The organism is Pseudomonas glycinis (assembly GCF_054871425.1).
This window is the reverse complement of sequence record NZ_JBTYHF010000001.1, coordinates 572,567-595,664: the sequence shown is the minus strand read 5'-3', so window position 1 is coordinate 595,664 and position 23,098 is coordinate 572,567. Positions and strand designations below refer to the sequence as shown.

General features: G+C 61.2%; 18 protein-coding genes. 5 read left to right on the top strand and 13 right to left on the bottom strand.

The genetic code is table 11. From position 1 onward, the window contains the following. Positions 1–30: 30 nt before the first annotated feature. From ACYSTU_RS02615 to ACYSTU_RS02575, 9 genes are all read right to left on the bottom strand, one after another. Positions 31–3,057 (bottom strand): multidrug efflux RND transporter permease subunit, encoded by a 3,027-nt coding sequence (locus ACYSTU_RS02615; RefSeq protein WP_125925635.1) that lies wholly within the window; start codon positions 3,055–3,057, stop codon positions 31–33. Positions 3,058–3,070: 13 nt separating this feature from the next. Beyond that, positions 3,071–4,219 (bottom strand): efflux RND transporter periplasmic adaptor subunit, encoded by a 1,149-nt coding sequence (locus tag ACYSTU_RS02610; RefSeq protein WP_498995733.1) that lies wholly within the window; start codon positions 4,217–4,219, stop codon positions 3,071–3,073. Positions 4,220–4,475: 256 nt separating this feature from the next. Next, positions 4,476–5,576 carry a DUF1513 domain-containing protein gene (locus tag ACYSTU_RS02605; protein WP_217878758.1) on the bottom strand — a complete coding sequence of 367 codons (1,101 nt, stop codon included), beginning with the start codon at positions 5,574–5,576 and terminating at the stop codon, positions 4,476–4,478. A 14-nt stretch (positions 5,577–5,590) separates the two neighbouring features. Beyond that, complete coding sequence (locus ACYSTU_RS02600) at positions 5,591–6,655, bottom strand: imelysin family protein (protein WP_024014143.1); 1,065 nt, start codon at positions 6,653–6,655, stop codon at positions 5,591–5,593. A gap of 27 nt (positions 6,656–6,682) precedes the next feature. Further along, positions 6,683–8,107 carry a di-heme oxidoreductase family protein gene (locus ACYSTU_RS02595; RefSeq protein WP_498996180.1) on the bottom strand — a complete coding sequence of 475 codons (1,425 nt, stop codon included), beginning with the start codon at positions 8,105–8,107 and terminating at the stop codon, positions 6,683–6,685. A 280-nt stretch (positions 8,108–8,387) separates the two neighbouring features. After that, complete coding sequence (locus ACYSTU_RS02590; RefSeq protein ID WP_122507743.1) at positions 8,388–9,740, bottom strand: imelysin family protein; 1,353 nt, start codon at positions 9,738–9,740, stop codon at positions 8,388–8,390. A 146-nt stretch (positions 9,741–9,886) separates the two neighbouring features. Further along, on the bottom strand, positions 9,887–11,938 hold the full coding sequence (locus ACYSTU_RS02585; protein ID WP_016773430.1) for a putative bifunctional diguanylate cyclase/phosphodiesterase: 2,052 nt from the start codon (positions 11,936–11,938) through the stop codon (positions 9,887–9,889). Positions 11,939–12,267: 329 nt separating this feature from the next. Then, a complete protein-coding gene (locus ACYSTU_RS02580) occupies positions 12,268–12,864 on the bottom strand; it encodes a superoxide dismutase (RefSeq protein WP_016773431.1) in 597 nt (198 codons plus the stop codon). Positions 12,865–13,040: 176 nt separating this feature from the next. Then, positions 13,041–13,643 carry a LysE/ArgO family amino acid transporter gene (locus ACYSTU_RS02575; protein ID WP_016773432.1) on the bottom strand — a complete coding sequence of 201 codons (603 nt, stop codon included), beginning with the start codon at positions 13,641–13,643 and terminating at the stop codon, positions 13,041–13,043. A gap of 96 nt (positions 13,644–13,739) precedes the next feature. Between ACYSTU_RS02575 and ACYSTU_RS02570 the strand changes: the two genes are divergently transcribed. The 4 genes from ACYSTU_RS02570 (at position 13,740) to ACYSTU_RS02555 (ending at position 17,676) form a co-directional block, all read left to right on the top strand. Beyond that, a complete protein-coding gene (locus ACYSTU_RS02570; RefSeq protein WP_016773433.1) occupies positions 13,740–14,627 on the top strand; it encodes a LysR family transcriptional regulator ArgP in 888 nt (295 codons plus the stop codon). A gap of 99 nt (positions 14,628–14,726) precedes the next feature. Continuing rightward, on the top strand, positions 14,727–15,719 hold the full coding sequence (locus tag ACYSTU_RS02565; RefSeq protein WP_136492805.1) for an NAD-dependent epimerase/dehydratase family protein: 993 nt from the start codon (positions 14,727–14,729) through the stop codon (positions 15,717–15,719). Between the two features lie 116 nt (positions 15,720–15,835). Then, positions 15,836–16,693, top strand: a complete 858-nt coding sequence (locus ACYSTU_RS02560; RefSeq protein WP_498995725.1) for an ATPase — start codon at positions 15,836–15,838, stop codon at positions 16,691–16,693. A gap of 134 nt (positions 16,694–16,827) precedes the next feature. Beyond that, the gene (locus ACYSTU_RS02555) at positions 16,828–17,676 is read left to right on the top strand and encodes a cache domain-containing protein (protein ID WP_217878756.1); all 849 of its coding nucleotides are present in this window, start codon (positions 16,828–16,830) and stop codon (positions 17,674–17,676) included. Between the two features lie 132 nt (positions 17,677–17,808). On the opposite strand, the gene ACYSTU_RS02550 is transcribed toward ACYSTU_RS02555, so the two are convergent. Then, the gene (locus tag ACYSTU_RS02550; RefSeq protein ID WP_498995721.1) at positions 17,809–19,326 is read right to left on the bottom strand and encodes an MDR family MFS transporter; all 1,518 of its coding nucleotides are present in this window, start codon (positions 19,324–19,326) and stop codon (positions 17,809–17,811) included. Positions 19,327–19,404: 78 nt separating this feature from the next. Next, positions 19,405–20,598: a 4-hydroxybenzoate 3-monooxygenase gene (gene pobA, locus ACYSTU_RS02545; protein ID WP_498995719.1), complete on the bottom strand. Its 1,194-nt coding sequence runs from the start codon at positions 20,596–20,598 to the stop codon at positions 19,405–19,407. Positions 20,599–20,773: 175 nt separating this feature from the next. Between pobA and ACYSTU_RS02540 the strand changes: the two genes are divergently transcribed. Beyond that, positions 20,774–21,664, top strand: coding sequence for a helix-turn-helix domain-containing protein (locus tag ACYSTU_RS02540; protein ID WP_110603224.1), 891 nt, complete (start codon positions 20,774–20,776; stop codon positions 21,662–21,664). 131 nt (positions 21,665–21,795) lie between these two features. Here the strand turns inward: ACYSTU_RS02540 and ACYSTU_RS02535 are convergent, their stop codons facing one another. Together ACYSTU_RS02535 and ACYSTU_RS02530 are read right to left on the bottom strand one after the other, a co-directional pair. Next, the gene (locus ACYSTU_RS02535; RefSeq protein ID WP_016773438.1) at positions 21,796–21,972 is read right to left on the bottom strand and encodes a hypothetical protein; all 177 of its coding nucleotides are present in this window, start codon (positions 21,970–21,972) and stop codon (positions 21,796–21,798) included. Positions 21,973–22,102: 130 nt separating this feature from the next. Then, positions 22,103–23,008 carry a LysR family transcriptional regulator gene (locus ACYSTU_RS02530; protein WP_498995717.1) on the bottom strand — a complete coding sequence of 302 codons (906 nt, stop codon included), beginning with the start codon at positions 23,006–23,008 and terminating at the stop codon, positions 22,103–22,105. Positions 23,009–23,098: the final 90 nt, after the last annotated feature.

The following is a 23,098-nucleotide window of genomic DNA, read 5'->3' as shown; positions in this document are numbered from 1 at the left end:
AGCAGGCTCGCTCCCGCAGCGTGATGCGTGTTATTTGCGGTCCGGTTTCGCCAGGAACGTGTAAACACACGGCAGCACGAACAGCGTAAACAACGTGCCGATCGACATCCCCGTCGCAATCACCATGCCGATATCAAAGCGGCTCACGGCTCCCGCACCGGTGGCCAGAATCAGCGGCACCATGCCGAACACCATTGCCGCCGTCGTCATCAGCACCGGGCGCAAGCGAATTGCCGCTGCTTCCTCTACGGCTTCACGGGCGCTCAAACCCTTGTCCTTGCGCAACTGGTTGGCGAATTCGACGATCAGGATGCCGTGCTTGCTGATCAGGCCGATCAGCGTCACCAGCCCGACCTGGGTGTAGATGTTCATGCTCGACCAGCCGAGGAACAGCGGAATCAGCGCGCCGCAGATCGACAGCGGCACGGTCACCAGAATCACCAGCGGATCACGGAAGCTTTCGAACTGTGCGGCCAGCACCAGAAAGATGATCGCCAGCGCCAGGGCAAACGTGACCCACAATGCGCTGCCTTCCTGCACGTACTGGCGCGAGGCACCACCGTAATCGAAGGCAAACCCGGCCGGTGCTTCTTCGCGGGCAATCTGTAGCACGGTGTCGATGGCTTCGCCCATGCTCACCAGCGGGAAACCGGAAATCTTCGCCGCGTTGAGCTGCTGAAACTGATTGAGCTGGCGCGGCCTTGCGCGGTCGCTGACCTTGATCAGCGTCGACAGCGGCAGCAGTTCGCCCTGAGTGTTTTTCACGTAGTAATTGTTCAGCCAGTCCGGGTTGTCGCGGTAGGCCCGTTCGACCTGGGCGATGACCTTGTAGCTGCGCCCGTCGATGGTGAAGCGGTTGATCTCCGCCTCGCCGAGCAAGGTCGCCAGCGTGCTGCCGAGGTCGAGCATCGACACGCCCATCTGCGCAGCCTTGTCGCGGTCGATATCCACGACTACTTCCGGCTTGTCGAACGCCAGATCGAGGTCGACGAAGGCGAACTTGCCCGACTCCATGGCGCGTTTCTCGATGCGCTCGGCGACTTGCAGCAGCAGTTCATAGTCATTGGCGGTGTTGACCACGAATTCGAAGGGCAGGCCTTCACCGGTGCCGGGCAGGGAGGGCAGGTTGAAACCGAAGATCTGCAGGCCGGGAATGCTCTCCAGTTTGCTCTGCACCTCGGGGAGTATTTCCATCTGCGTGCGGCTGCGCTCGTTCCATGGCTTGAGCAAAAAGCCGCCGATACCGGCCTGCACGCCGTTGTAGCCGTTGATCTGGAACGATGAGTAGTACTCGGGAAACTCTTTGAAGATGGTGATGAATTCGTCGGTGTAGGTGCTCAGGTAGTCGAGGTTGGTCGGCTGCGGTGCGCTGGCCATCATGAAAATGATGCCTTGATCCTCGTCCGGGGCCAGTTCCGACTTGGTGAACTTGAGAAACACCGGAATCAGGCACAGCACGATCACCGCAAACACCAGCACCACCGGCCGGGTATTGAGCGTGCCATGCAGCATGCTTTGATAACGGCGCTTGAGGCCTTCAAAGACGCGGTCGAGACGATGGGCCAGGCCGCTGGGATTCTCTTCGTGGCGCAGCAGAAACGCGCACATCATCGGCGACAGCGTCAGGGCGACGACGCCGGAAATCACCACTGCGCCGGCCAGGGTCAGGGCGAACTCCTTGAACAACGCCCCGGTCAGCCCGGTGAGGAAACCGATCGGCGCATACACTGCCGCCAGGGTGATGGTCATCGACACCACCGGCATGGCAATTTCCCGCGCGCCTTCCAGCGCTGCGTCGAACGGCGTCTTGCCTTCCTCGATGTGCCGGTGGATGTTTTCCACCACGACGATCGCATCGTCCACCACCAGACCGATGGCCAGCACCATGGCCAGCAGCGTCAGCAGATTCATCGAGTAGCCCATCATCTGCATGAAGAACATCACGCCGATCATCGACAGCGGAATGGTCACTACCGGGATCACCACCGAACGCAGAGCGCCGAGAAACAGGAACACCACGACGATAACGATCAGCACCGCTTCGAACAGGGTTTTCACCACCTCATCGATCGAGGCCTGAATGAACAATGTCGCGTCGTAGGCGATTTCGCTTTTCAGGTTCGGCGGCAGCTGCGCTTCCAGCTCGGGCATCAGCTTGCGCACTTCCTTGATCACGTCCAGCGGGTTGGCGCCGGGGGTGGCCTTGATGCCGATGTATACCGATGGCGTGCCGCCGAACGAGCTGATCGAATCGTAGTTTTCCGCGCCCATTTCCACCCGCGCGACATCACGCAGCAACACACGGCTGTCGCCATCGACCTTGAGCGGAATCGCCGCGAAGGCCTCGGCGGATTTCAGTTCGGTGTTCGCGTTGATGCTGGTGACGGTGTACTCGCCTTTCACCTCGCCTGCGGCGGAGAGGAAGTTGTACTGGCGCACCGCCGCAGTCACGTCGGCGGCGCTGAGGCCGAAGCCGGCGAGTTTCACCGGGTCGAGCCACAGACGCATGGCGAACACCTGATTGCCGAGAATTTCCGCTTCGGCCATGCCCGGCAGCGTCGCCAGTTTCGGCTGGATGACCCGCGACAGATAATCGGTGATCTGCGGGTTGCTCAGGTCCTTGCTGAAGAAACTGATGTACATCAGCGCCGAAGCGTCGGCGGATTCCTTGCTCAGCACCGGGTCTTCGGCGTCCTGCGGCAGCTTGTTCTTCACCTCGTTGGCCTTGGCCAGCAGTTCGGTGAACAAGCGGTCGGTGTTGGCACCGATGCGCGCGTAGATCGAAATCACCGAGAAGTTCTGCCGGCTGACCGAGGTCATGTAATCGATGCCTTCGGCGCTGGCCAGGCTCTGTTGCATCGGCTGGGTGATGTAGCCCTGAATGGTTTCGGCGTTGGCCCCGGGATAAGCCGTGGTCACCGTGATCAGGGCGTTTTCCATTTGTGGGTACTGGCGCAGCGGCAGCTTGCTCCAGGCCTGGAAGCCCAGCAGCACAATCAGCAGGCTGACCACGGTGGCGAGCACCGGGCGGCGGATGAACGGATCGGTAAAAGCCATGGGGATTCCTTGATCAGTCGGCGCGAGGCGGACTGTTCTGCTCGCCGAGGGTCTTGTCGTCGCTGATGGCAATGTGGGCGCCGTTGTCCAGTTTGATCTGGCCCGCCGTCACCACTTGTTCGCCGCTCTGCACGCCCTTGTTGATCATCACCAGGCCATCGCGGCGTTCACCGGTTTCGACGAAACGACGTTCGGCGATCAGCAGCGGTTGGCCGTTGTCATCCTTGGCGACGCTGCCGTCCTCGGCCTTCTTCTGCCCGACCACGTACACCGAGTTGCCGTACAGGGTGTAGGTGATCGCGCTCTCCGGCACGACGATGTGCTTTTGCGGATCAGGCAGCAGCACTTCAAGGCTGGCGAACATGCCCGGCAGCAGCTTGCCGTCGGGGTTGGCCAGGGTGGCGCGGACGAGGATATTGCGCGTGGTGCTTTCGACGATCGGGTTGATCGCGCTGATCTTGCCGGCAAAGTTCTGCCCCGGATAAGCGGCGACGGTGAACTGCACGGGCTGACCGATAGCGAGTTTCGGCACCGCTTGTTCCGGCACGTAGAAGTCGGCGTAGAGGCTACTCAAGTCTTGCAGCGTGGCGATTTTGGTACCGCTGGCGAGGTAGTCGCCGACGTCGACCTGGCGGATGCCGATGGTGCCGCTGAATGGCGCGAGGATGCGTTTTTTCGCCAGCGACGCGTTGAGCTGATTGACCGTGGCCTTGTTCTTTTGCAGCACGGCGGAGAGGCGGTCGTACTCGCCTTTGGAGATCGCGCGGCTGTCGACCAGTTGCGCGCCACGGCCGAAGTCCAGTTGCGCCAGGCCGAGGTCGGCGCGGGCGGTTTCCAACAGAGCGGTCTCGACGGCGCTGTCGAGTTGCAGCAACGGTTGCCCGGCCTTGACCCTCTGCCCGGATTCGAATTTGAGTTCAGTGACGGTGCCGGCGACTTCCAGACTCAAGTCGACACCTTGCAGCGCCTTGAGCGTGCCGACGGTGGGCAGGCGCATCTGCCACGGCTGTTCGCCGGCAGTGGCCACGGCGACGCTGATCGGCGGCTTGGGCTTGGAAAAGCCCTGGATCATCGTGTAGATCGAAAAGGCTTTGTATCCGCCCAGCACCAGGACGAGCAGCAAAACAACACCCAACATGATCAGCATGCGGCGACGCAGCATATTTCCATTTCCTTGGATAAATCATGAGACAGGCGGGCACATTACTCCGAGTCAGGTGGGGATTCCAACTGGCAGTGTTTACAGGTGCAGCGGGACACAATCCTGTGGTGAGGGGATTTATCCCCGTTGGGCTGCGAAGCGGCCCCCTGAATCCTTCAGTCATACCGCAATTGCAGTTTTAAGGGCGGCTGCGTCACCCAGCGGGGATAAATCCCCTCGCCACAGGATGGGGGGGCATCTCAAAAATGAGCGGGTATCAGGCCATCAAGTGCAGATGGTTGTCCCAGAGCCCCGCCGGCAATTCCAGCGGCTTGGCCAGCAGTTGTGCTTGACGGCAATCGTAGTAACGGCAACGGCCCTGACCCGAAGTCACGACAAAGCCATCCTTTACCGCACCAACGCCGGCGCAATCAGGCAAAGGCGCATCGAGGCGCAGTTCGCCGCTGTCCAGATCCCAGATAAAGAAGCGATTGCCGCGCGGCGCTGTCAACGCGACCAGACGCAGGTCGCTGTGCACGGCGACGCTGGCGGTGTAGTGACCCATCGCCTGCAACTGATCTTCCGCTACCGGGAACGCCACGAACGCTTGCCCGGGGCGCTTGATCGCCAACAGCTCCGAGCGCTCGTGGGACGGCCCCATGAATTGCTGACCGGCAACGATGGTGCCGTCACTGGCGATGCCCAGGTGGCGGACGCTGTTCATCTGCTGGGCGAGGGTTTCCTTGCTCAGCAACGTGCCGTCGCGCTGCATCAGCACCAGACTCGGCTCCATGGCGTTGAGGTTCATGTCGACGCGGCTTTCCGCCTCGGTGCGAATGCCGCCGTTGGCCACCACCAGCGTCTCGCCGTCGGGCATCCACGACACCTGATGGGGGCCCAGGCCATGGGTGGAAATCTCGCCCATGTGCACCAGCCGCTCGCCTTCGAACTTGTACACGCCGAGCAGGCCACGCCCGGGATCGCTCGTGTCGTTCTCGGTGGCGTACAGGTATTCGCCATCCTTGTGCACCACGGCGTGGCCGTAGAAGTGCCGGTTCGGCTGCGAGGTCACGGTCTGCAGCAACGTGCCGTCGCGCAGGTCGATCAGGTAACTCTCGGTACCCGGACGCCGTGCAACGAACAGCGCCAGCGGCTGCGTCGGATGATTGATGATGTCGTGACAACGCTGGCCGACGTGGGTGGCGAACACCCGCGTACCGTCGAGCCGATAACCGACGGCGTAATGCTTGCCGTCGCTGTCATCGCGCGCCGACAGCAACAGCGGGCTCTGATCCTTGCGTTTGAACAGCGTCCAGCCGCCCAGCGTCACTGCTCCCAGCAGTGCACTACCTAAAGTCAGAACCTGACGTCGCAGCATGGCACTCGCCCTCATCAGTCACCGTCGTTGGCGTTGAAGCCCAGTTGGATGCCCAGCGCCTTGGCCAGCTCGCCTTCATGCAGGCGATGGACGACGTTGAGGCTGTCGTAGATATCGTTGAGTTGCTGGCGACCGGCGTCGTCTTCGAGCATTTCGCCCAGCGAGCGCTGGGTGCTGTCGAACAGCTTCAGCGAAGCGGCATAGGCGGCATCGATCTTGTCCGCCAACGGTTTCTGCTCGGCCGGCAGCAGACCGCGCAGGCCTTTGTTGTCGACGCCTTCCCAGACGGTTTTGGCCGCAGCAAGGCTGGCTTCCAGCGCCGTCAGCGACGACTGGCTGCGCCACGCATCCGCCTGGAACGGCTGCGGCACGCCTTTGCTCTGGCGGCCCATCGGCGTGCCGAGTTTTTTCTTCAGGGTATCCAGTGCAGTCACTTGTACGCGCAGCAGATCGGCGATCGCTTCGTGGGAGTCGGCGTAGCGCTGGTTGGGGAACTTGCTCATCTGCGCGAGCATGCCATCGGTGTTGTTCCAGCCCTGCAGGATCTCTTCGGCCAGTTGCTTCTGGCGCTCGCCGATGGCGATCAGCAGCGGGCAGTATTTGGCTTTTTGCGCGTCGTTGGCGACGTCAGGCTTGGCGTCGAAGAGGATGTATTCGTAAGCCGACAGGCCTTGCACCACGACGCTGGATTTGGCCAGTGCGGCGGCGTCGATCTGCGGCTGGGCGACGACCAGTTGCTCGACTTGACGGCCGACGAGGTTTTTCTTGTCCGGCCAGAACTGCACTTGCCACGAACGATTGCCCTCAGCCAGCGGCCCGATCAGCAGCGGTTGCAGTTCGGCCCAGGCTTTCTGCGCGTGAAGGAAATCGGCACGGGCAGTTTCCAGGCTTTCCTTGCCCTGGCAATAGGCGAGGGCGCTGACCGCCAGTTGCCGGTCGGCTTCGACCCAGCGAGTGTAGGTCGGCAGGATCACCGATTTGGCGATCGCCGCCGAAGTGACCGCTTGCGGGTCCTGCGGCGAGCAGGCGCCGAGGGCGAGCGCGGCGAGGCTGGTGAACAGTAACTTGGGACGGAACATGTCGGGCTCCCGATGCTTTTACAGTATTTAAAGTGAGTTCAGAAAAGCCAGCAACGCAGCGCGCTGCTCGGCATTGAAAGACAAAACCTGTTGCTGCGCCGCCGACGCTTCGCCGCCATGCCAGAGCACCGCTTCGAGCAGGTTGCGTGCGCGACCGTCATGCAAAAACTGGGTGTGACCGCTGACCGCTTGCGTCAGACCAATCCCCCACAACGGCGGGGTGCGCCAGTCGCGGCCGGAGGCCTTGAATTCCGTGCGGTTGTCCGCCAGGCCTTCGCCCATGTCATGCAGCAGCAAGTCGCTGTACGGACGAATCACCTGATTGGCCAATTCCGGTTCGGCGGCATCGGCGGCGGTGGTGTATTTCGGCGTGTGGCACGACTGGCAACCGGCCTGGAAAAACAGATTCTTGCCGGCCAGCACCTGTGGATCGTTGACGCCACGGCGCGCCGGCACTGCGAGATTGCGGCTGTAGAACAGCACCAGCCGCAGGATGTTGTCGCTGACTTCCGGTTCGCCGTCCGGGCCATTGCCGTTCGGCGCCTGTTTGCAGGCGCTTTGCGCCTCGGTGCAATCGTCGAACGGCCGCAGGCTGGTGGTCAGGCCCATGTCACCCGAGAACGCATGAACATTCTGTTGATTGAGATTCGGCTGCCCGGCTTTCCAGCCGAACCGGCCGATGACGGTTTTCTGCAACTGGTCATCCCAGACACGGTTGGGCCGGCCGTTGATGCCGTTGTTCTCTTTCGCCTGGGCGGCGGCGTTGGCGAGGATCGCCTCCTCGGGGATGGCTTCGAGCAGGCCCAGACCAATCATCGGCGGCGCCACCCGCGCGGAAAAACGCGTGTCCGGGTGCATCGGGCCGTAACCGAGTTGAGTGATCTGCAGGGTCGGCTTGCGCAGCTCGACTTCAGTGCCGTCCTTGAAGCGTACGGACACCGGTGTGTAGTCGACCCGCACCTTGCCTTCCGGGGCGACGCCGGGCACGGCCATGTCCTGGAACTGCCCGCCATACACCGGCTCCGGCACTACGCCGAGCTGTTCGATGACTTTGGCGTAGGCCGGCGCGTCGGGAATCGACAGGCGCACCAGCATCGACACCGCATTGGATGCGTCAGGTGCCGGCGGATGCCCGCGACCGTCCTTGATGTGGCAGTTCTGGCAGGCGTTGGTATTGAACAGCGGGCCGAGGCCGTCGCGCGCCGTGGTGGTCGACGGCGCGATCACCCACGGGCTGCGAAAGAAACTGTTGCCGACACTGAAATCCACGCGCCGCGAGGGCGGCAGGTTGGCCGATGGCAGGGAAAAGGCGTTCTGATCGCTTTTGCGCACAGTCGCCGCACCGCCCGAACGCGCTTCCCCCGGCTCGGCCTTGGTGAAACGCGGGGCGTCATCGCAGGCACTCAGGCCCAGGGCCAGCAACAGTGCGGACAAGCGAAGCGGCAACGACAGCATCAGACATCCTGCAAACGGGCGAAAACAAAGGCGCAAAGTCTAACAGGGCGGGGGAGTTTGAATAAGAGGAATTATCGTTTGCTTGATATCGCGCAAGCCTTTAAGCGCCTGCCAACACTGTGGGAGCGAGCCTGCTCGCGAAAGCGATGCCCGACGCGCTGAAAATGCTGCGCCGGATCAAGCCTTCGCGAGCAGGCTCGCTCCCACAGGGATAGTGGTGTGCCAATAATGAAAAAGGCGACCCGAAGGTCGCCTTTTTTTGACGCGGACGCTGCGATCAGAATTCGTGATCGGCGTTGTCCGGGTTCAGGTCGCTGATGCCAAGTTTGCCGGCAGCGGCTTCGATCGAGCCGGTCTGCTTGACCAGCGCGGCGATGGCGTCGCGAACGACCTGGTTGCCAGCGGTGTTGCCGGCAGCGATCAACTGGTCGTAGTGCTCACCCTTGTTGGCGTGATCGACCATGACCTGGATCTTCGCTTCGGTCGCGGCCAGATCGGCTTTCAGCGCGGTGTCGGCAGCCGGATCGGCCTTGGCCACCAGCGACGACAGGCTGGCGCCGGTCAGCTTGGTGCCGTCAACACGGGTGTACTCGCCCAAATAAACGTTACGCACGCCTTTGGCGTCGTAGAAGTGCGAGTAGTGGGTGTTGTCGCTGAAGCAATCCTGCTCGTCTTCGGGGGAGTTGGCTTCCAGGGAAACCTTCATGCGTTCGCCCGCCAGTTCACCCAGGGACAGGCTGCCCATGCCGAAGAGCATTTTGCGCAGGCCGGTTTCGCCTGGCTCCGCTTCCAGGGTGGCGCGGTAGTTGTCGGCCACGTTCGGCTTCCAGTTGCCGACCATTTCTTCCAGGTCGCTGACCAGCAGTTGGGTCACGGCTTTCAGGTAGGCACGACGACGCTCGTTGTGACCACCGGTGGCGCCGGCGCCTTCCAGGTAGTCCGAGGCCGGACGGTTGCCAGCGCCAGGGCCGGTGCCGTTCAGATCCTGGCCCCAGAGCAGGAATTCGATCGCGTGGTAGCCGGTGGCAACGTTCGCCTCGGAACCGCCCAGCTCGTTGAGGCTGGCGAGTTTTTCCGGGGTGATTTCTTTCACGTCGACTTTGTCTTCGCCGACCTGCACTTCGGTGTTGGCGATGATGTTGGCGCTGGCGCCCGGGTTACCCAGCGCGTGCTCGTAGGATTTGTCGACGTAGTCGATCAGGCCTTCGTCCAGGGGCCAGGCGTTAACCTGACCTTCCCAGTCGTCGATGATGGTGTTGCCGAAGCGGAATACTTCGCTCTGCAGGTACGGCACGCGTGCGGCGACCCAGGCAGCCTTGGCGGCTTTGAGGGTGTCGGCGTTCGGCTTGGCGAGGAACGCGTCGACCGCGCTCTGCAGGGTTTTCGCGGTGGATTCGGCATCGCTGTAAACGGCGAAGACCATGTCGGCGTAGTGCGCGACCACGGCCTTGGCGGCGGCATCGTCAACTTTACCGGCGGCAGGAGCAGGTGCAGCGGCAGGGGCTGGAGCAGCACTGCTGGAAGCCGGAGTCATTTCGGAGGCTTTTTCTTTGTCCTTGCCTTCGCCGCAACCGGCGAGGGAAATAGCGATGGCCAGCAGACTGGCGGTAGCCAGAGGCATACGAATCATGGCGAACATCCTGCTTCGGTAGTTGAGTGGACTGGCGCCGGTGGCGCGCAAAACTGCGACATAATGCAAATCTTTCGCATTATGTGTAAAGGCGTGCTTGGAAATATTTCTTATTTAGGCAGGTGTGATGGCGCGATCTTGCGCTTTTAGAGAATGGCCGCGTTGCTGCGTTGCGCCTGCTTGAGGTAAATACCCAGCTCCCGCGCCGGCAGCGGTTTGCTGTAGTGGTAGCCCTGACCTTCGTGGCAACCCTCGGAAATGATGTAGGTTTCCTGCTCGGCGGTTTCCACGCCTTCGGCAATCACCTGCATGCCCAGGCTCTTGCCCAGTTGAATGATCGCGCGAACGATGGTCGCGTCATCGTCGTCATCGAGCAGATCCTGAACGAAGCTCTTGTCGATCTTGATCTTGTCCAGCGGCAGGCTTTTCAGATAACTGAGGGACGAATAGCCGGTGCCGAAGTCGTCGATCGCGATCAGCGCACCGGAGCGGCGCAGGCTGAGCAGATGCTGGGCGGCGGTGGTGATGTCTTCCATCAGGCCGGTTTCGGTGACTTCCAGTTCCAGACTGCGCGGCGGCAAGCGGTACATTTGCAGCAGGTTGTTGACCACCCGTGGCAGCTCGGCGTGGTGCAGTTGCACGGTGGACAGATTGACCGCCATGCGCAGATCGACAAAACCCTGATCGTGCCACTCGCGCAACTGCTTGCAGGCCTGATCGAGCACCCACTCGCCGATCGCGATGATCGTGCCGTTCTGTTCGGCCAGCGGAATGAACAGGTCCGGCGGCACCAGCCCGTGTTCCGGATGTTGCCAGCGAATCAGCGCTTCGACGCCGACCACGCGGTGGTCGCGATAGCTGATCTGCGGTTGGTAGACGAGGTAGAACTGGTCGCGGATCAGCGCATCGCGCAAATCCTTTTCCAGCTCGCGACGACGGCGCATCTCGCTGTCGACGCTGGCGATGTAGAACTGATAACGATTGCGCGAGCGGGTCTTGGCCAGGGTCATGGTCTGCTCGGCTTTCTGCAACAGCTTCTCGGTGCTGTCGCCGTCCTCCGGAAACAGGGTGATGCCGATGGTCGCGCGCAGGCGGATCTCCTGATCGTCGAGGGCGAAGGGCGCCTCAAGGTCATCGAGAATGCTCTGCGCCAGTTCCGCTGCTTCGTAAGGCTGTTCAATGTCGGCCTGCACCAGCGCGAACTGGTCGCCGCCCAGGCGGGCGAGGGCGCCGAGACGACCGCTGTGGGCACGTAAACGATCGGCCAAGGCCAGCAGCAATTGGTCGCCGGTCTGGTAGCTGAATTGCTCGTTGATGCCCTTGAAATCATCCAGGCCGACGCACAACACGGCGACGCGGCGCTGCAATTTGCCGGCATCGACGAGAATCTTGTCCAGTTGCTGCTGCAATTGCTGGCGATTCGGCAGGCCGGTGAGGAAATCGTACTGGGCCATGCGCAGCAGGCTGTTTTCCGCTTCGTGGCGCAGGTGGGTGTTGCGTTCGATGGACTCGAGCAACTGGTTGGCGGTGTTGATCCACAGGCCCAGCTCGTTTTTTTCGTGGCCCTTGATCTGCGGAATCTTGTGCTCGCTGGGACGATCGGGGTTGATCTCGGTGAGGTGCTCGATGATTCGCGACAGCGGTTTGGTCAGCAGCCAGTGATAGACCAGATACAGCACCAACCCCAATGCCAGCGCACGCAGTACGCCGGAGATGAAAATGATCACCGAGCTGACGATAAACCCTTCGCCATAAGTGGCGGTGTCGAGTGTGATGCTCAGGTCGCCGTAGTATTCGCTGTACGGACCGCGGCCGACCAATTGCGTGGTGAAGGTGCGTTCCTGGCCGAGAATCAGGTCGGTCAGCCAACGGCTGTTGGAATGCTGCAGTTCGCGGGATTTCTGCGCGAGCATGGCTTCGTTGGGGTGGCCGATGGAGGCCTGACGCACGGCGTCGTCCTGGAACAGCCCTTCGATCACCTGCATGCCCATTTCCCGATCCAGGCTGTACACGGCCTGGGTCGAGGGATCGCGGAACATGTCGAGGATGCGCTCGGCGTCGCCGGCAACCGCCTGACGGGTCTTGTAGGCATCGAAGACAATCTGCGCGCAGCTCAAGACTACGCCTACGATCAATGCCGACAGGAGCACGACCCGGAGCAACTTCACCGACAAGCTGTTCTTGAGTTCCAGCTTCAAAGGGTTATTCCTTGTTCCGTGCGGGTAGCGTCAAGTTGCCATGAGTATTGGCAATCCCGGGTTGGCAGTCAAAGGGACAATCAGGCACGGGAAAAGTCGCCGTGATCCTGGCCGCAATGTCGTCATTTGAGTAATAGCTCTGAATTAACTGTGTCGGTTGCAATTGCCTTCAACTTGAGCACTGGGCCAAAGATTTTTTCCTTTCTGTGATGGTAGACGGCTGGGGGCTGGCGGCAAACGGCGTGAAGCTGCTTTTACCGTGCGAGAAACGCCATGCGCCGGGCATAAAAAAACCCGGCCGAAGCCGGGCTTTTCATCGGGCGCGCAGCTTAAGCGGTGAAGGTTTTGCCTTCGAACTGCTCGGCCACGAACTTCCAGTTGACCAGGTTCCAGAACGCTTCAACGTACTTCGGACGCAGGTTGCGGTAGTCGATGTAGTAAGCGTGTTCCCAGACGTCGCAGGTCAGCAGCGGGGTGTCGCCGCTGGTCAGCGGGTTGCCGGCGCCGATGGTGCTGGCCAGGGCCAGGGAACCGTCAGCCTTTTTCACCAGCCAGCCCCAGCCGGAACCGAAGGTGCCGATCGAGGTTTTGCTGAATTCTTCCTTGAACTTGTCGAACGAACCGAACGCTGCGTTGATGGCGTCTGCCAGGGCGCCGGTTGGTTGACCGCCGGCGTTTGGCGCCAGGCAGTTCCAGTAGAAAGTGTGGTTCCAGACCTGAGCGGCGTTGTTGAAGATGCCGCCCGAAGAAGTCTTGACGATTTCTTCCAGGGTCTTGCCTTCAAACTCGGTGCCTGGCACCAGGTTGTTCAGGTTCACGACGTAGGTGTTGTGGTGCTTGTCGTGGTGGAACTCCAGGGTTTCCTTGGAGATGTGCGGCTGCAGGGCATCGTGTGCGTAAGGCAGCGGCGGCAATTCGAAAGCCATGATGATTCTCCTAATCAGGTCTGTTGCGGTGAGCGCAAGGCCGATCACGGGCGGCCGGAAATGCACCGGCGAGTTTTTACTCTTTGCGGCGCAGGGTTCGGATCATAGCACCGGGGTCGCGCCTTAACCACGCAACAACTGTGTGGGATAGAGGTTCCAGAGCCTTTGGCAATTATTCATCCGGCGATGATCAACTGTGCGGCCACGGCGAACATCATCAACGCCACCACCAGATCGAGAATGCGCCAGGTGCTCGGGCGGGCCAGCCACGGTGCCAGCCATGCCGCGCCAAGGGCCAGGGTGAAAAACCACAGCAACGATGCACTCGCCGCGCCGACTACATAAGCGCCCGGCACCGATTGCTGCGCACCCAGCGAGCCGATCAGCAATACCGTATCGAGATAAACGTGAGGGTTGAGCAAGGTCACCGCCAGAGCGCTGAGCATCACTGCGCGCAGCGAACGCACGGTCTGGTTTTCGCCTTGCTCAAGGCTCTGTTTCGAGCAGGCCCGGCGCAGCGCCTGGCTGCCGTACCAGATCAGAAACGTCGCGCCGCCCCAACGGGCGATCGCCAGCAGGGTCGGGTTCTGCGCCAGGATCGTCGCCAGGCCGAACACCCCGGCCGCGACCAGAATTGCGTCACACACCACGCACAATGCCGCCACCGGCAAATGGTGTTCACGGCGCAGGCTTTGCGCCAAGACAAATGCGTTCTGCGTGCCGATCGCCATGATCAGGCCGAACGCCACCAACAGGCCGTTTACATAGCTTTGCCACATGAGGGAAATCCTTGAAGGAGAGTGCTTGCTGGCTATTCTCCGATGTGACGCTGTATAAGAAAAACCAATAGTGCTGATCGCCCATTAGGAAAACTGATGTTCGACTATAAATTGCTTTCCGCGCTCGCCGCTGTGGTCGAGCAGGCCGGATTCGATCGCGCTGCACAGGTGCTGGGCCTGTCGCAGTCGGCGATCTCCCAGCGCATCAAATTGCTTGAAGCGCGGGTCGGCCAGCCAGTGCTGGTGCGCGGAACACCGCCAGCGCCGACCGAGATCGGCCGCCGCCTGCTCAACCATGTGCAGCAGGTGCGTCTGCTCGAGCGCGACCTGCAATCGGTGGTGCCGGCGCTGGACGAAGAAGGCCTGCCCGATCGCCTGCGCATCGCCCTCAACGCTGACAGCCTCGCCACTTGGTGGGCCGCGGCCGTCGGCGGTTTCTGCGCCGAGCAGCATTTGTTGCTCGACCTGATCGTCGAAGACCAGACCGTCGGCCTCAAACGCATGCGTGCCGGTGAAGTGGCTGCGTGTCTCTGCGCCAGCGAGCGCCCGGTGGCCGGCGCACGCAGCGTATTGCTCGGCGCCATGCGTTATCGCGCCTTGGCCAGCCCGGCCTTCATCGCCCGGCATTTTCCGGATGGCGTGCGCGCCGAACAGCTGCCGCGCACCCCGGCGCTGGTGTTCGGCCCGGACGATTTTCTTCAGCATCGCTATCTGGCGCTGTTGGGCGTCGACGGCGCGTTCGAGCATCACTTATGCCCGTCTTCCGAAGGCTTCATTCGCCTGACCGAGGCCGGTCTGGGTTGGGGGCTGGTGCCGGAACTGCAGGTGCGCGAACAGTTGCAACGCGGGGTGCTGCGCGAATTGCTGCCAGATAAACCGATCGACGTGCCGCTGTACTGGCATCATTGGCGCAATGGCGGCCAGTTGCTCAATCTACTGACCGAACAACTGCTGCGCTCCTCAAAGCAATGGCTAGTGGCTTGAACGCAGCAACAAGCGTCAAGCTGCAAGCGGCAAGAACACGCACCGTTTCAACTTGCAGCTGAAAGCTCGAAGCTTGCAGCTGCTTCCCTGGAGTTTTTGATGAAGATTTTGGTTACCGGCGCCAGCGGCTTTATTGGCGGGCGCTTTGCGCGTTTCGCCCTGGAGCAGGGCCTTGAAGTGCGGGTCAACGGTCGCCGGGCCGAGAGCGTCGAGCATCTGGTGCGCCGGGGCGCGGAGTTCGTGCCGGGCGATCTGACCGACGCCGATCTGGTGCACGACCTGTGCCGTGACGTCGAAGCCGTGGTGCATTGTGCCGGTGCGGTTGGCGTGTGGGGGCGTTATCAGGACTTTCATCAGGGCAACGTCGAAGTCACCGAAAACGTCGTCGAAGCGTGCCTCAAGCAGCGGGTGCGGCGGCTGGTGCATCTGTCGTCGCCGTCGATCTATTTCGATGGCCGCGACCATCTCGGTCTGACCGAAGAGCAAGTGCCCAAACGCTTCAAGCATCCCTACGCCGCGACCAAATATCTGGCCGAGCAGAAAGTCTTCGGTGCCCAGGAATTCGGTCTGGAAACCATCGCCCTGCGCCCGCGTTTCGTCACCGGTGCCGGCGACATGAGCATCTTCCCGCGCCTGCTGAAGATGCAGCGCAAGGGCCGCTTGGCGATCATCGGCAATGGCTTGAACAAGGTCGATTTCACCAGCGTGCAGAACCTCAACGAAGCCATGCTCAGCAGCCTGTTGGCGCAAGGTTCGGCGCTCGGCAAGGCCTACAACATCAGCAACGGCACGCCGGTGCCGCTGTGGGACGTGGTCAATTACGTGATGCGGCGGATGGACGTCGATCAGGTGCGCAAATACCGCTCCTACGGTCTGGCCTACAGCGTCGCGGCGCTCAACGAAGGCGCGTGCATGCTCTGGCCGGGACGCCCTGAGCCGACCCTGTCGCGCCTGGGCATGCAGGTCATGAAAAAAAATTTCACCCTCGACATCAGCCGCGCCCGGCATTATCTCGACTACGATCCGAAAGTCAGCCTGTGGGCGGCCCTCGATGAGTTCTGTGCGTGGTGGAAAGCCCAGGACATCCGTTGAAACGATTCGGCCGGGCGGCAATGAACCGCCTTGCGGGTTGAGGGTCAATGCCTGCGGCTGCGGCGGTTATACTTCGCAGCATTTAGCCATCACCGCGTTTGCCAAAGGTTGCCTCAATGTCCATGCGAAACGATGCCCACGACGACGATTTCGACAACGTGCCAAGCCTGCGCGCCGACCCGTTCGATGACGATGACATCGCACCCGGCCCCCGCACTTCCGTGCATTCGCGCAGCGCGCCAGTGGTCAAGGTCAAGGCCGCCAGCACCGGGCCGCTGTGGGCGCTGGTCGGCGCGTTGTTTTTTGCCTTCATCGGTCTGGCCTGGTGGAGCTTTCAGCAGATCTCGCTGATGGAGCAGCAACTGGTCGCCACCCAGGAAAGCTTCGCCCGCATCAGCGAAGAAGCGGCAGGGCGCCTGCAGGATATTTCCGGCAAGGTCGTCGCCAGCCAGAGCAACGTCAGCAGCGACAGCGAAGCGCTGAAGCTGCAAATCAAGCAACTCGAAGGCAAGCTGCTCGACCAGAGCAAGCAGCAGCAAGGCGTGGCCGGGCATGCCAGCGAACTGGACAAGCGTCTGGCGCAGATGACCGCGCAGACCACCGAACAACAGAACGCCAATACGCAGTTGCAGGCTCAGGTCAAAGCTTTGAGTGCCGAGCTGGCGACCATCAAAAGCACCCCGGCCGATACCAGCAAGGTCGATGCCCAGTTGAAAGCCTTCGACGCCCAGTTCAAAAGCCTCGGCGCCGATATCGCCGCGCTGAAGAAACAGGGCAACCCGAGCGCGGCGATCGATCGTCTGGAGCAGGACATCGTGGTGCTGAAAAGTCAGCAGGACAACCGCCCGGCAGCGCCACAGGGTGGCGGCAACACCGCCGAGTTCGATGCGTTCCGCGCGCAGATGACCCGCAACCTCAACACCTTGCAGGCGCAGATCCAGAATCTCCAGCAGCAGATCAATTCCCGCCCATAGCGACTGATCTGTTCCCTGGAGTGCTTTGTCCCCTTACCACAGGGGCCTGTAATCCCCTGCATCATTCTGAATACTCGTACATCAGCCCAAGCCGTCTACGCTCTTGAAACACCAAAAAGAACGAGGGATGCGCTATGGGGTTTTTGCATAAAGTGGTCTGGCTCGGCCTGATGCTGTTGGCCGGTTTCGGCCAGGCCAGCGCCGCCACCGCCGCCAAGGAGGACAGTCAGGCCGCTATCGCCCTGCTGGAAAAAGCCTTGGCCTACTACCACGACAATGGTGACAAGGCGTTCGCCGCCTTCAGCCGCCAGGGTGAGTTCGTCGACAAGGATCGCTACGTGTTCGTCCTCGACACCAAAGGCGTCATGCTTGCCAGTGGCGGGCCGTCATCGGCGCTGATCGGCCGTGATGTCAGCGAAGTGCTCGGGCCGGATCTGCAGAAGGCGTTCAAGGATGCGCTGAAAGTGCCGGAAGGCAATGGCATCCAGCAGGCCGAATACCGCTGGCAGAACTGGGCCGACGGCAAGGTCGAGCGCAAGCATGTGTTCTATCAGCGCGTCGGGCAGCGCATTCTCGCGGTGGGTTACTACCTGCCACGGGCTTCGGCTGAGCAAGCCAAGGCCTTGCTGGACAAAGCCGCGACGGATCTGACCAAGGACGAGAAGGGCACGCTGACCGCGATCAACTCACTCAAGGGCGGTTACTTGCAGGATGACCTGTATGTCTTCGTGGTCGATCTGAACAACCAGCGCTATGTCGCCCACGGCACCAATCTGCGTTTGATCAACACTGATTTTGGCAAGGTCAAGGATCCGGAAGGCAAACCGGTGGGCGAGCCGATTCTGGCGCTGATCGGCAAGCAGGATGAAGGCGAATATGAATACCGCTGGAAAAACCCGGTGACCGGCAAGATCGAGGACAAGCATGCGTACCTGAAAAAGGTCGGGCATTTCCTCGTCGCGGTGGGCTACTACAGCCCTTGAGCGCGCGATGATCGTTCCCACGCTCCGCGTGGGAATGCAGCCCGGGACGCTCTGCGTCCCATGCAAGGCCGAACGCAGAGCGTCCGTTGAGGCATTCCCACGCAGAGCGTGGGAACGATCAGCGCAAAAGGCTCATTTCGCGCCGTGCTCCCGCCCGCGCAGCAGGTTGTTCGGCATGGCAATCGCCGCCGCCAGCCCGAGCAACGACACTGCCGTGCTGACCCAGAGCAAGTGGCGGAAGGTCACCAGCAGCTCCGCGCGCAAAGCGTTCTGCGCTTCGCCGGGGGCGGCGTTCAGGCCATCGAGCAGGACGTTGCCCGAATGCCCCTCGCTGATCAGCGAACTGTTCGCCAGGTGGGCGAAACTGGAATCGTGCAGCAACGCCAGCAGTAGCGCCGACATCAACGCCACGCCCACCGCGCCGCCCAGTGAGCGGAACAGATTGGTGGTGCTGGTGGCGACGCCGATGTCGCGTTGTTCCACCGAGTTCTGCGTGCCGACCAGCGAGGTCGGGAACTGCATGCCGCCGGCGATGCCGCTGAGCAGCATGAACAGACCGCTGAGCAGCGTTGCTTGTGGCGGACTGAAGGCCATGCCGAGAATCGAGATCGGCATGAGGATCGCCCCGGTAAGAATCTGCGGTTTGTAGCGTCCGGTGATCGAGGTGCGCCGGCCGGCGAAATAGGCACCGATCGGCAAGCCCATCGCCAGAGGCAGCAAGTGCAACGCCGCGCTGTCGGCGCCAGCGCCGGTGACGCTTTGAAAGCGCAGCGGCATCAGCACGATCAGCGAGATGGCCTGGAAACTGGTGAAGAAAATCGTGCACCAGCACAGCAGGGCATTACGATTGGCGAACAGGTGCATCGGCAGCAACGGCTCCCGCGCCCGGCGTTCATGCCAGACGAACAGCGCCAATACCACCACGGCGCAAGCGAACAGGCCGAGCACTTCGCTGCTGCGCCATGAATGACCCTGGCCGACTTCAGTGATGCCGAGCAACAACGCGGTGAGACCAATGATCATCAGCACCGTGCCGAGGTAATCGATCACCGGTTTACGCTGCGGAATCGGCAAGCCGCGCAGGTTGCGCCGTGCCACCCACCAGGCGCCAAGCCCCAGCGGCAGGTTGACCAGAAACACCCAGCGCCACGACAGGTATTCGGTCATGTAGCCGCCGAGCACCGGACCGGCAACGCTGGCCACGGCGTACATGCTGCTGAAATAACCCTGATAGCGGCCGCGTTCACGCGGCGGGACGATGTCGCCGATGATCGCCTGACTCACCGAGATCATGCCGCCGGCGCCGATGCCCTGAAGGATCCGCGCCAGCACCAGTTGTTCCATGCTCTGCGCCATGCCGCAGAACAGCGAGGCGAGGGTGAACAGGCCCATACCGAACAGCATCAGTTTGCGCCGCCCGTACAGGTCGCCGAGCTTGCCGTAGATCGGCACCGCCACGGTCATCGCCACCATGTAGCCGGAAATCACCCAGGCCAGCAGGCTGACGTCCTTGAATTGCGCGGAGATCGCCGGCATCGACACGGCGACGATGGTCTGGTCCAGCGCACCGAGGAAGATCGCCATCATCAAGGCGACCAGCACGCTGCGAATGGCCGGTTTGGGCGTTTCAGGCTGATTGAGAGTGGTCACGGAAAACCTGCGGGCAGTGATTGACCCGCATGGACAAGGCGAGCGGGTAAGTGCTCGCCAGTGTAAGTCGATAGCAGGCTATTCGATAGCCTCGTACGGAAGCCCGACGTAATTTTCTGCAATGGTTTTTTGCCCTGCTTGCGAGCTGACAAAGTAGTCCAGTTCCGACGCGCTGATGCGCTGGCTGAATTCATCGTGCTCGTCGAAGCGATGCAGCATCGACGTCATCCACCAGGAAAACCGTTCGGCTTTCCACACCCGGCGCAGGCAGATCTCCGAGTATTTTTCCAGCAGATCGGTGCGGCCTTCGCGATAGACCTTCAGCAGAATATTGAACAAAGTGCTGACATCGCTGGCAGCCAGGTTCAAGCCCTTGGCGCCAGTCGGCGGGACGATATGGGCGGCGTCGCCGACGAGAAACATGCGCCCGTACTGCATTGGCTCGACGACAAAACTGCGCAGCGGCGCGATGCTTTTTTCGATCGAAGGACCGGTCACCAGTTTTTCCGCGAGGGCATCCGGCAGGCGTTTTTTCAGCTCATCCCAGAAACGCTGATCGCTCCAGTCATCGACGTTTTCATCTGCCGGGACTTGCAGGTAATAGCGGGTGCGGGTGGCCGAACGCATGCTGCACAAAGCGAAGCCACGCTCGTGGCGGGCGTAGACCAATTCATCGTGGACCGGCGGTGTGTCGGCGAGAATGCCCAGCCAGCCGAACGGGTAGACCCGCTCGAAAATCTTCAGGCAATCGGCCGGAATCGACTGCCGCGCGACGCCATGGAAACCATCGCAACCGGCAATGTAATCGCAATCAACGCGCCAGCTTTCACCGTCCTTTTCGAAGGTGACAAAAGCTTCGTCGCTTTTCATCTCATGGGGAACGACATTGCTCGCTTGATAAATTGTTGGCGCGCCGGCCTCCCGACGAGCGGCCATCAGGTCGCGGGTGACCTCGGTCTGGCCGTAGACCATTACTGTTTTGCCGCCGGTCAGCGCGTGCAGGTCGATGTGCACCTGACGCCCGTCCAGCGCCAGATCGAAGCCGCCATGAACCAGACCTTCGGCATCCATTCGCTGACCGACCCCGGCCTCACGCAGCAGCTCTACCATGTCTTGTTCAAGCACACCGGCACGGATGCGCCCAAGAATGTAATCGGGCGTCTGGCGTTCGAGGATCAGGGTGTCGATGCCAGCGTTGTGCAGCAACTGGCCAAGGAGCAGTCCGGAAGGACCGGCGCCGATAATGGCGACTTGGGTTTTCAGGGTTTTCATTGTTTTTATGACTCGCAAGCTTCACGCAGCAACAGCCGGTGAATGATTTTATGGATCGAGTGCTTGCATTTTTCCCTTGCGGGTCTGTCAATTGAAGGTGAAAACTGAGCCGATACCTGTACATTCTGCCAATCGGTGCGATTATCGCCCAAAAACCAGAGGCCTGGATTGAAGTATGAACAAGCCTGCCCTGCCTTCTATTCCGGTGTTCAAGCTCTACGGTGAAAGCCTGGACTGGCCGACCCCGGACTTGCTGCACTGTGAAACCATTTCCTCGCGCAGTCGCGAACATCAATGGGAAATCAAACCTCACCGCCACGCGGATCTGTGCCAGCTGCTGTTCGTTTTCAAAGGTCAGGCAGAGCTCGAAATCGAAGGCCAGCGCACGCAACTCGAGACGCCGGCGATTCAGGTGCTGCCACCGTTATCGGTGCATGGCTTTCGTTTTTCCGAGGATGTTGAAGGCTTCATCGTCACCTTGGCCACGCCGCTGATCAATCATTTGCAGGCGCAATTGGGCGATTCGGTACACGCGTTGGCCCGGGCGGAAAACTACCCGGCCGGCAAGGATGGCGATTATCTCAACAGCCTGTTTTCAGCGTTGCAGGCCGAGTACAACGGCCATCAACCGGCGCGGGAAATGCTCATGCATTCGCTGGTCAGCGTAATCATGGTCTGGGTCAGCCGCCAGGCGATCGTTCGGCACAAGGCCAGCCAACGGCCGCAACGCCAGCGCGAATACCTCAACGGTTTCATTCAGTTGGTGGAAGAGACTTACCGCCAGCACGTCAAGGTCGAAGACCTCGCCCATCGCCTGGGCATCTCCGTGTCGCACCTCAACGGCACCTGCCGTGAATTGGCCGGGCAACCGGCGTTGCAGATCATGCACGAGCGTCAGTTGCTGGAAGCCAAGCGCCTGCTGACCTACACCAGCATGACGATTTACGAGATGTCGGAGCTGTTGGGTTTTTCCGATCCGACCAACTTCACGCGCCTGTTCCGTCGCCGGGTGGGGATTTCGCCAAAGGCATTCCGCGACCGCTTGAAGGCCGAGCAACAACCTTAAAAGCACCACCCAACACCTGTGGGAGCGAGCTTGCTCGCGAAGGCGGAGTGTCATCCAACAAACAGGCTGACTGACCCACCGCTTTCGCGAGCAAGCTCGCTCCCACAGGGTTGCATTCCAGCGCAGGTCTATCAGCGCAATGCGTTCAGCGTGGCATTGTGCGGAATACACCGCTCATAGTTGCAGCTCGCATACTCGCGCGGCAGCTGGCGCAACTGCTCGACCCGCCAGGCAGCGGTGCCGTACAGCGCCAGCGTGGCGGCGCAGGTGATGAAGATGGCGGCGTATCTTTTTGTTTTGATGTTCATGGTGTTCGACCTCTGAACGTCTACCTTGCGGTATTACTTTGAGCATAGGTCAGCGGCGCGCACTTGCCAGCGAGTGCGCTTGAGGATTTAGCCGGCCATTCAGCGAATTGATGCCTATGTGGGAGCGGGTTTACAGGCCGACATCCCACGCGGGATTTTCGGGAAAACGCTGAACCAGAAAGTCGAGCATGCTGCGCAGTGCCGCCGGCATGTGTTTGCGAGAGGCGTACACCGCGTAGATATTCATCTGGCGCGGTTCTGCGTGTGGCAGCAAACGCAGCAGCTCGCCGTTGTGAATATGCACGCCAGCCTGGTAGGTCGGCAGCATCGCCACGCCCGCGCCGGCCAGTGTTGCGCGCAGAAGGGTGCTGGCCTCGTTGGCGCTGATATTGCCCTGCACCGGTACCGAAACCGGTTCGCCATCCTCCTCGAAATGCCACAGGCTTTTGCCGAAATAGGAATGGGTCAGGCAGTTGTGTCGGCTCAAATCCTCAACCGTCTGCGGCGCCGGATGCTCAAGCAGATAAGCCGGCGCTGCGCAGACCACCGAGCGGCACACGGTCAGGCGCCGGGCGATCAGATTCGGATCAAGATCATTGCTGGTGCGAATCGCCAGATCGATGCGTTCATCGACCAGATTCACCGTGCGGTCGAGCATTTGCAGATCGATACTCACGCCTGGGTAAAGCTTGACGTATGCCGCCATCGCATCGGCCAGTTGCGCCTGGCCAAACGAGGTGCTGACGCTGATCCGCAGCAATCCGCGCGGCGCGTCATCGGGTTCGCTGACGGCGGCCTGCATGTCCTGCGACAAGTCGAGCATCTGCCGACAGCGCGGGAGGATTTCACTGCCAGCGGCGGTCAGGCTCAATTTGCGCGTGGTGCGGTGCATCAGCCGCGCGCCGACCCAGTCTTCCAGCTCCGCCAGATAGCGCGACACTACTGGCCGCGACAGGTCGAGGTGGTCGGCCGCCGCCGACTGGCTGCCCAAGTCCACCACCGTGACGAATACCCGCATTGCTTGAAGCCGATCCATGATTTGCCCGCTTTCAGAAACAAACTATGTCCAAGCATCGCATTTTTTGTACTGAGTCTGGCAACTAAGCTCTGTTGCATCGCCAGACTG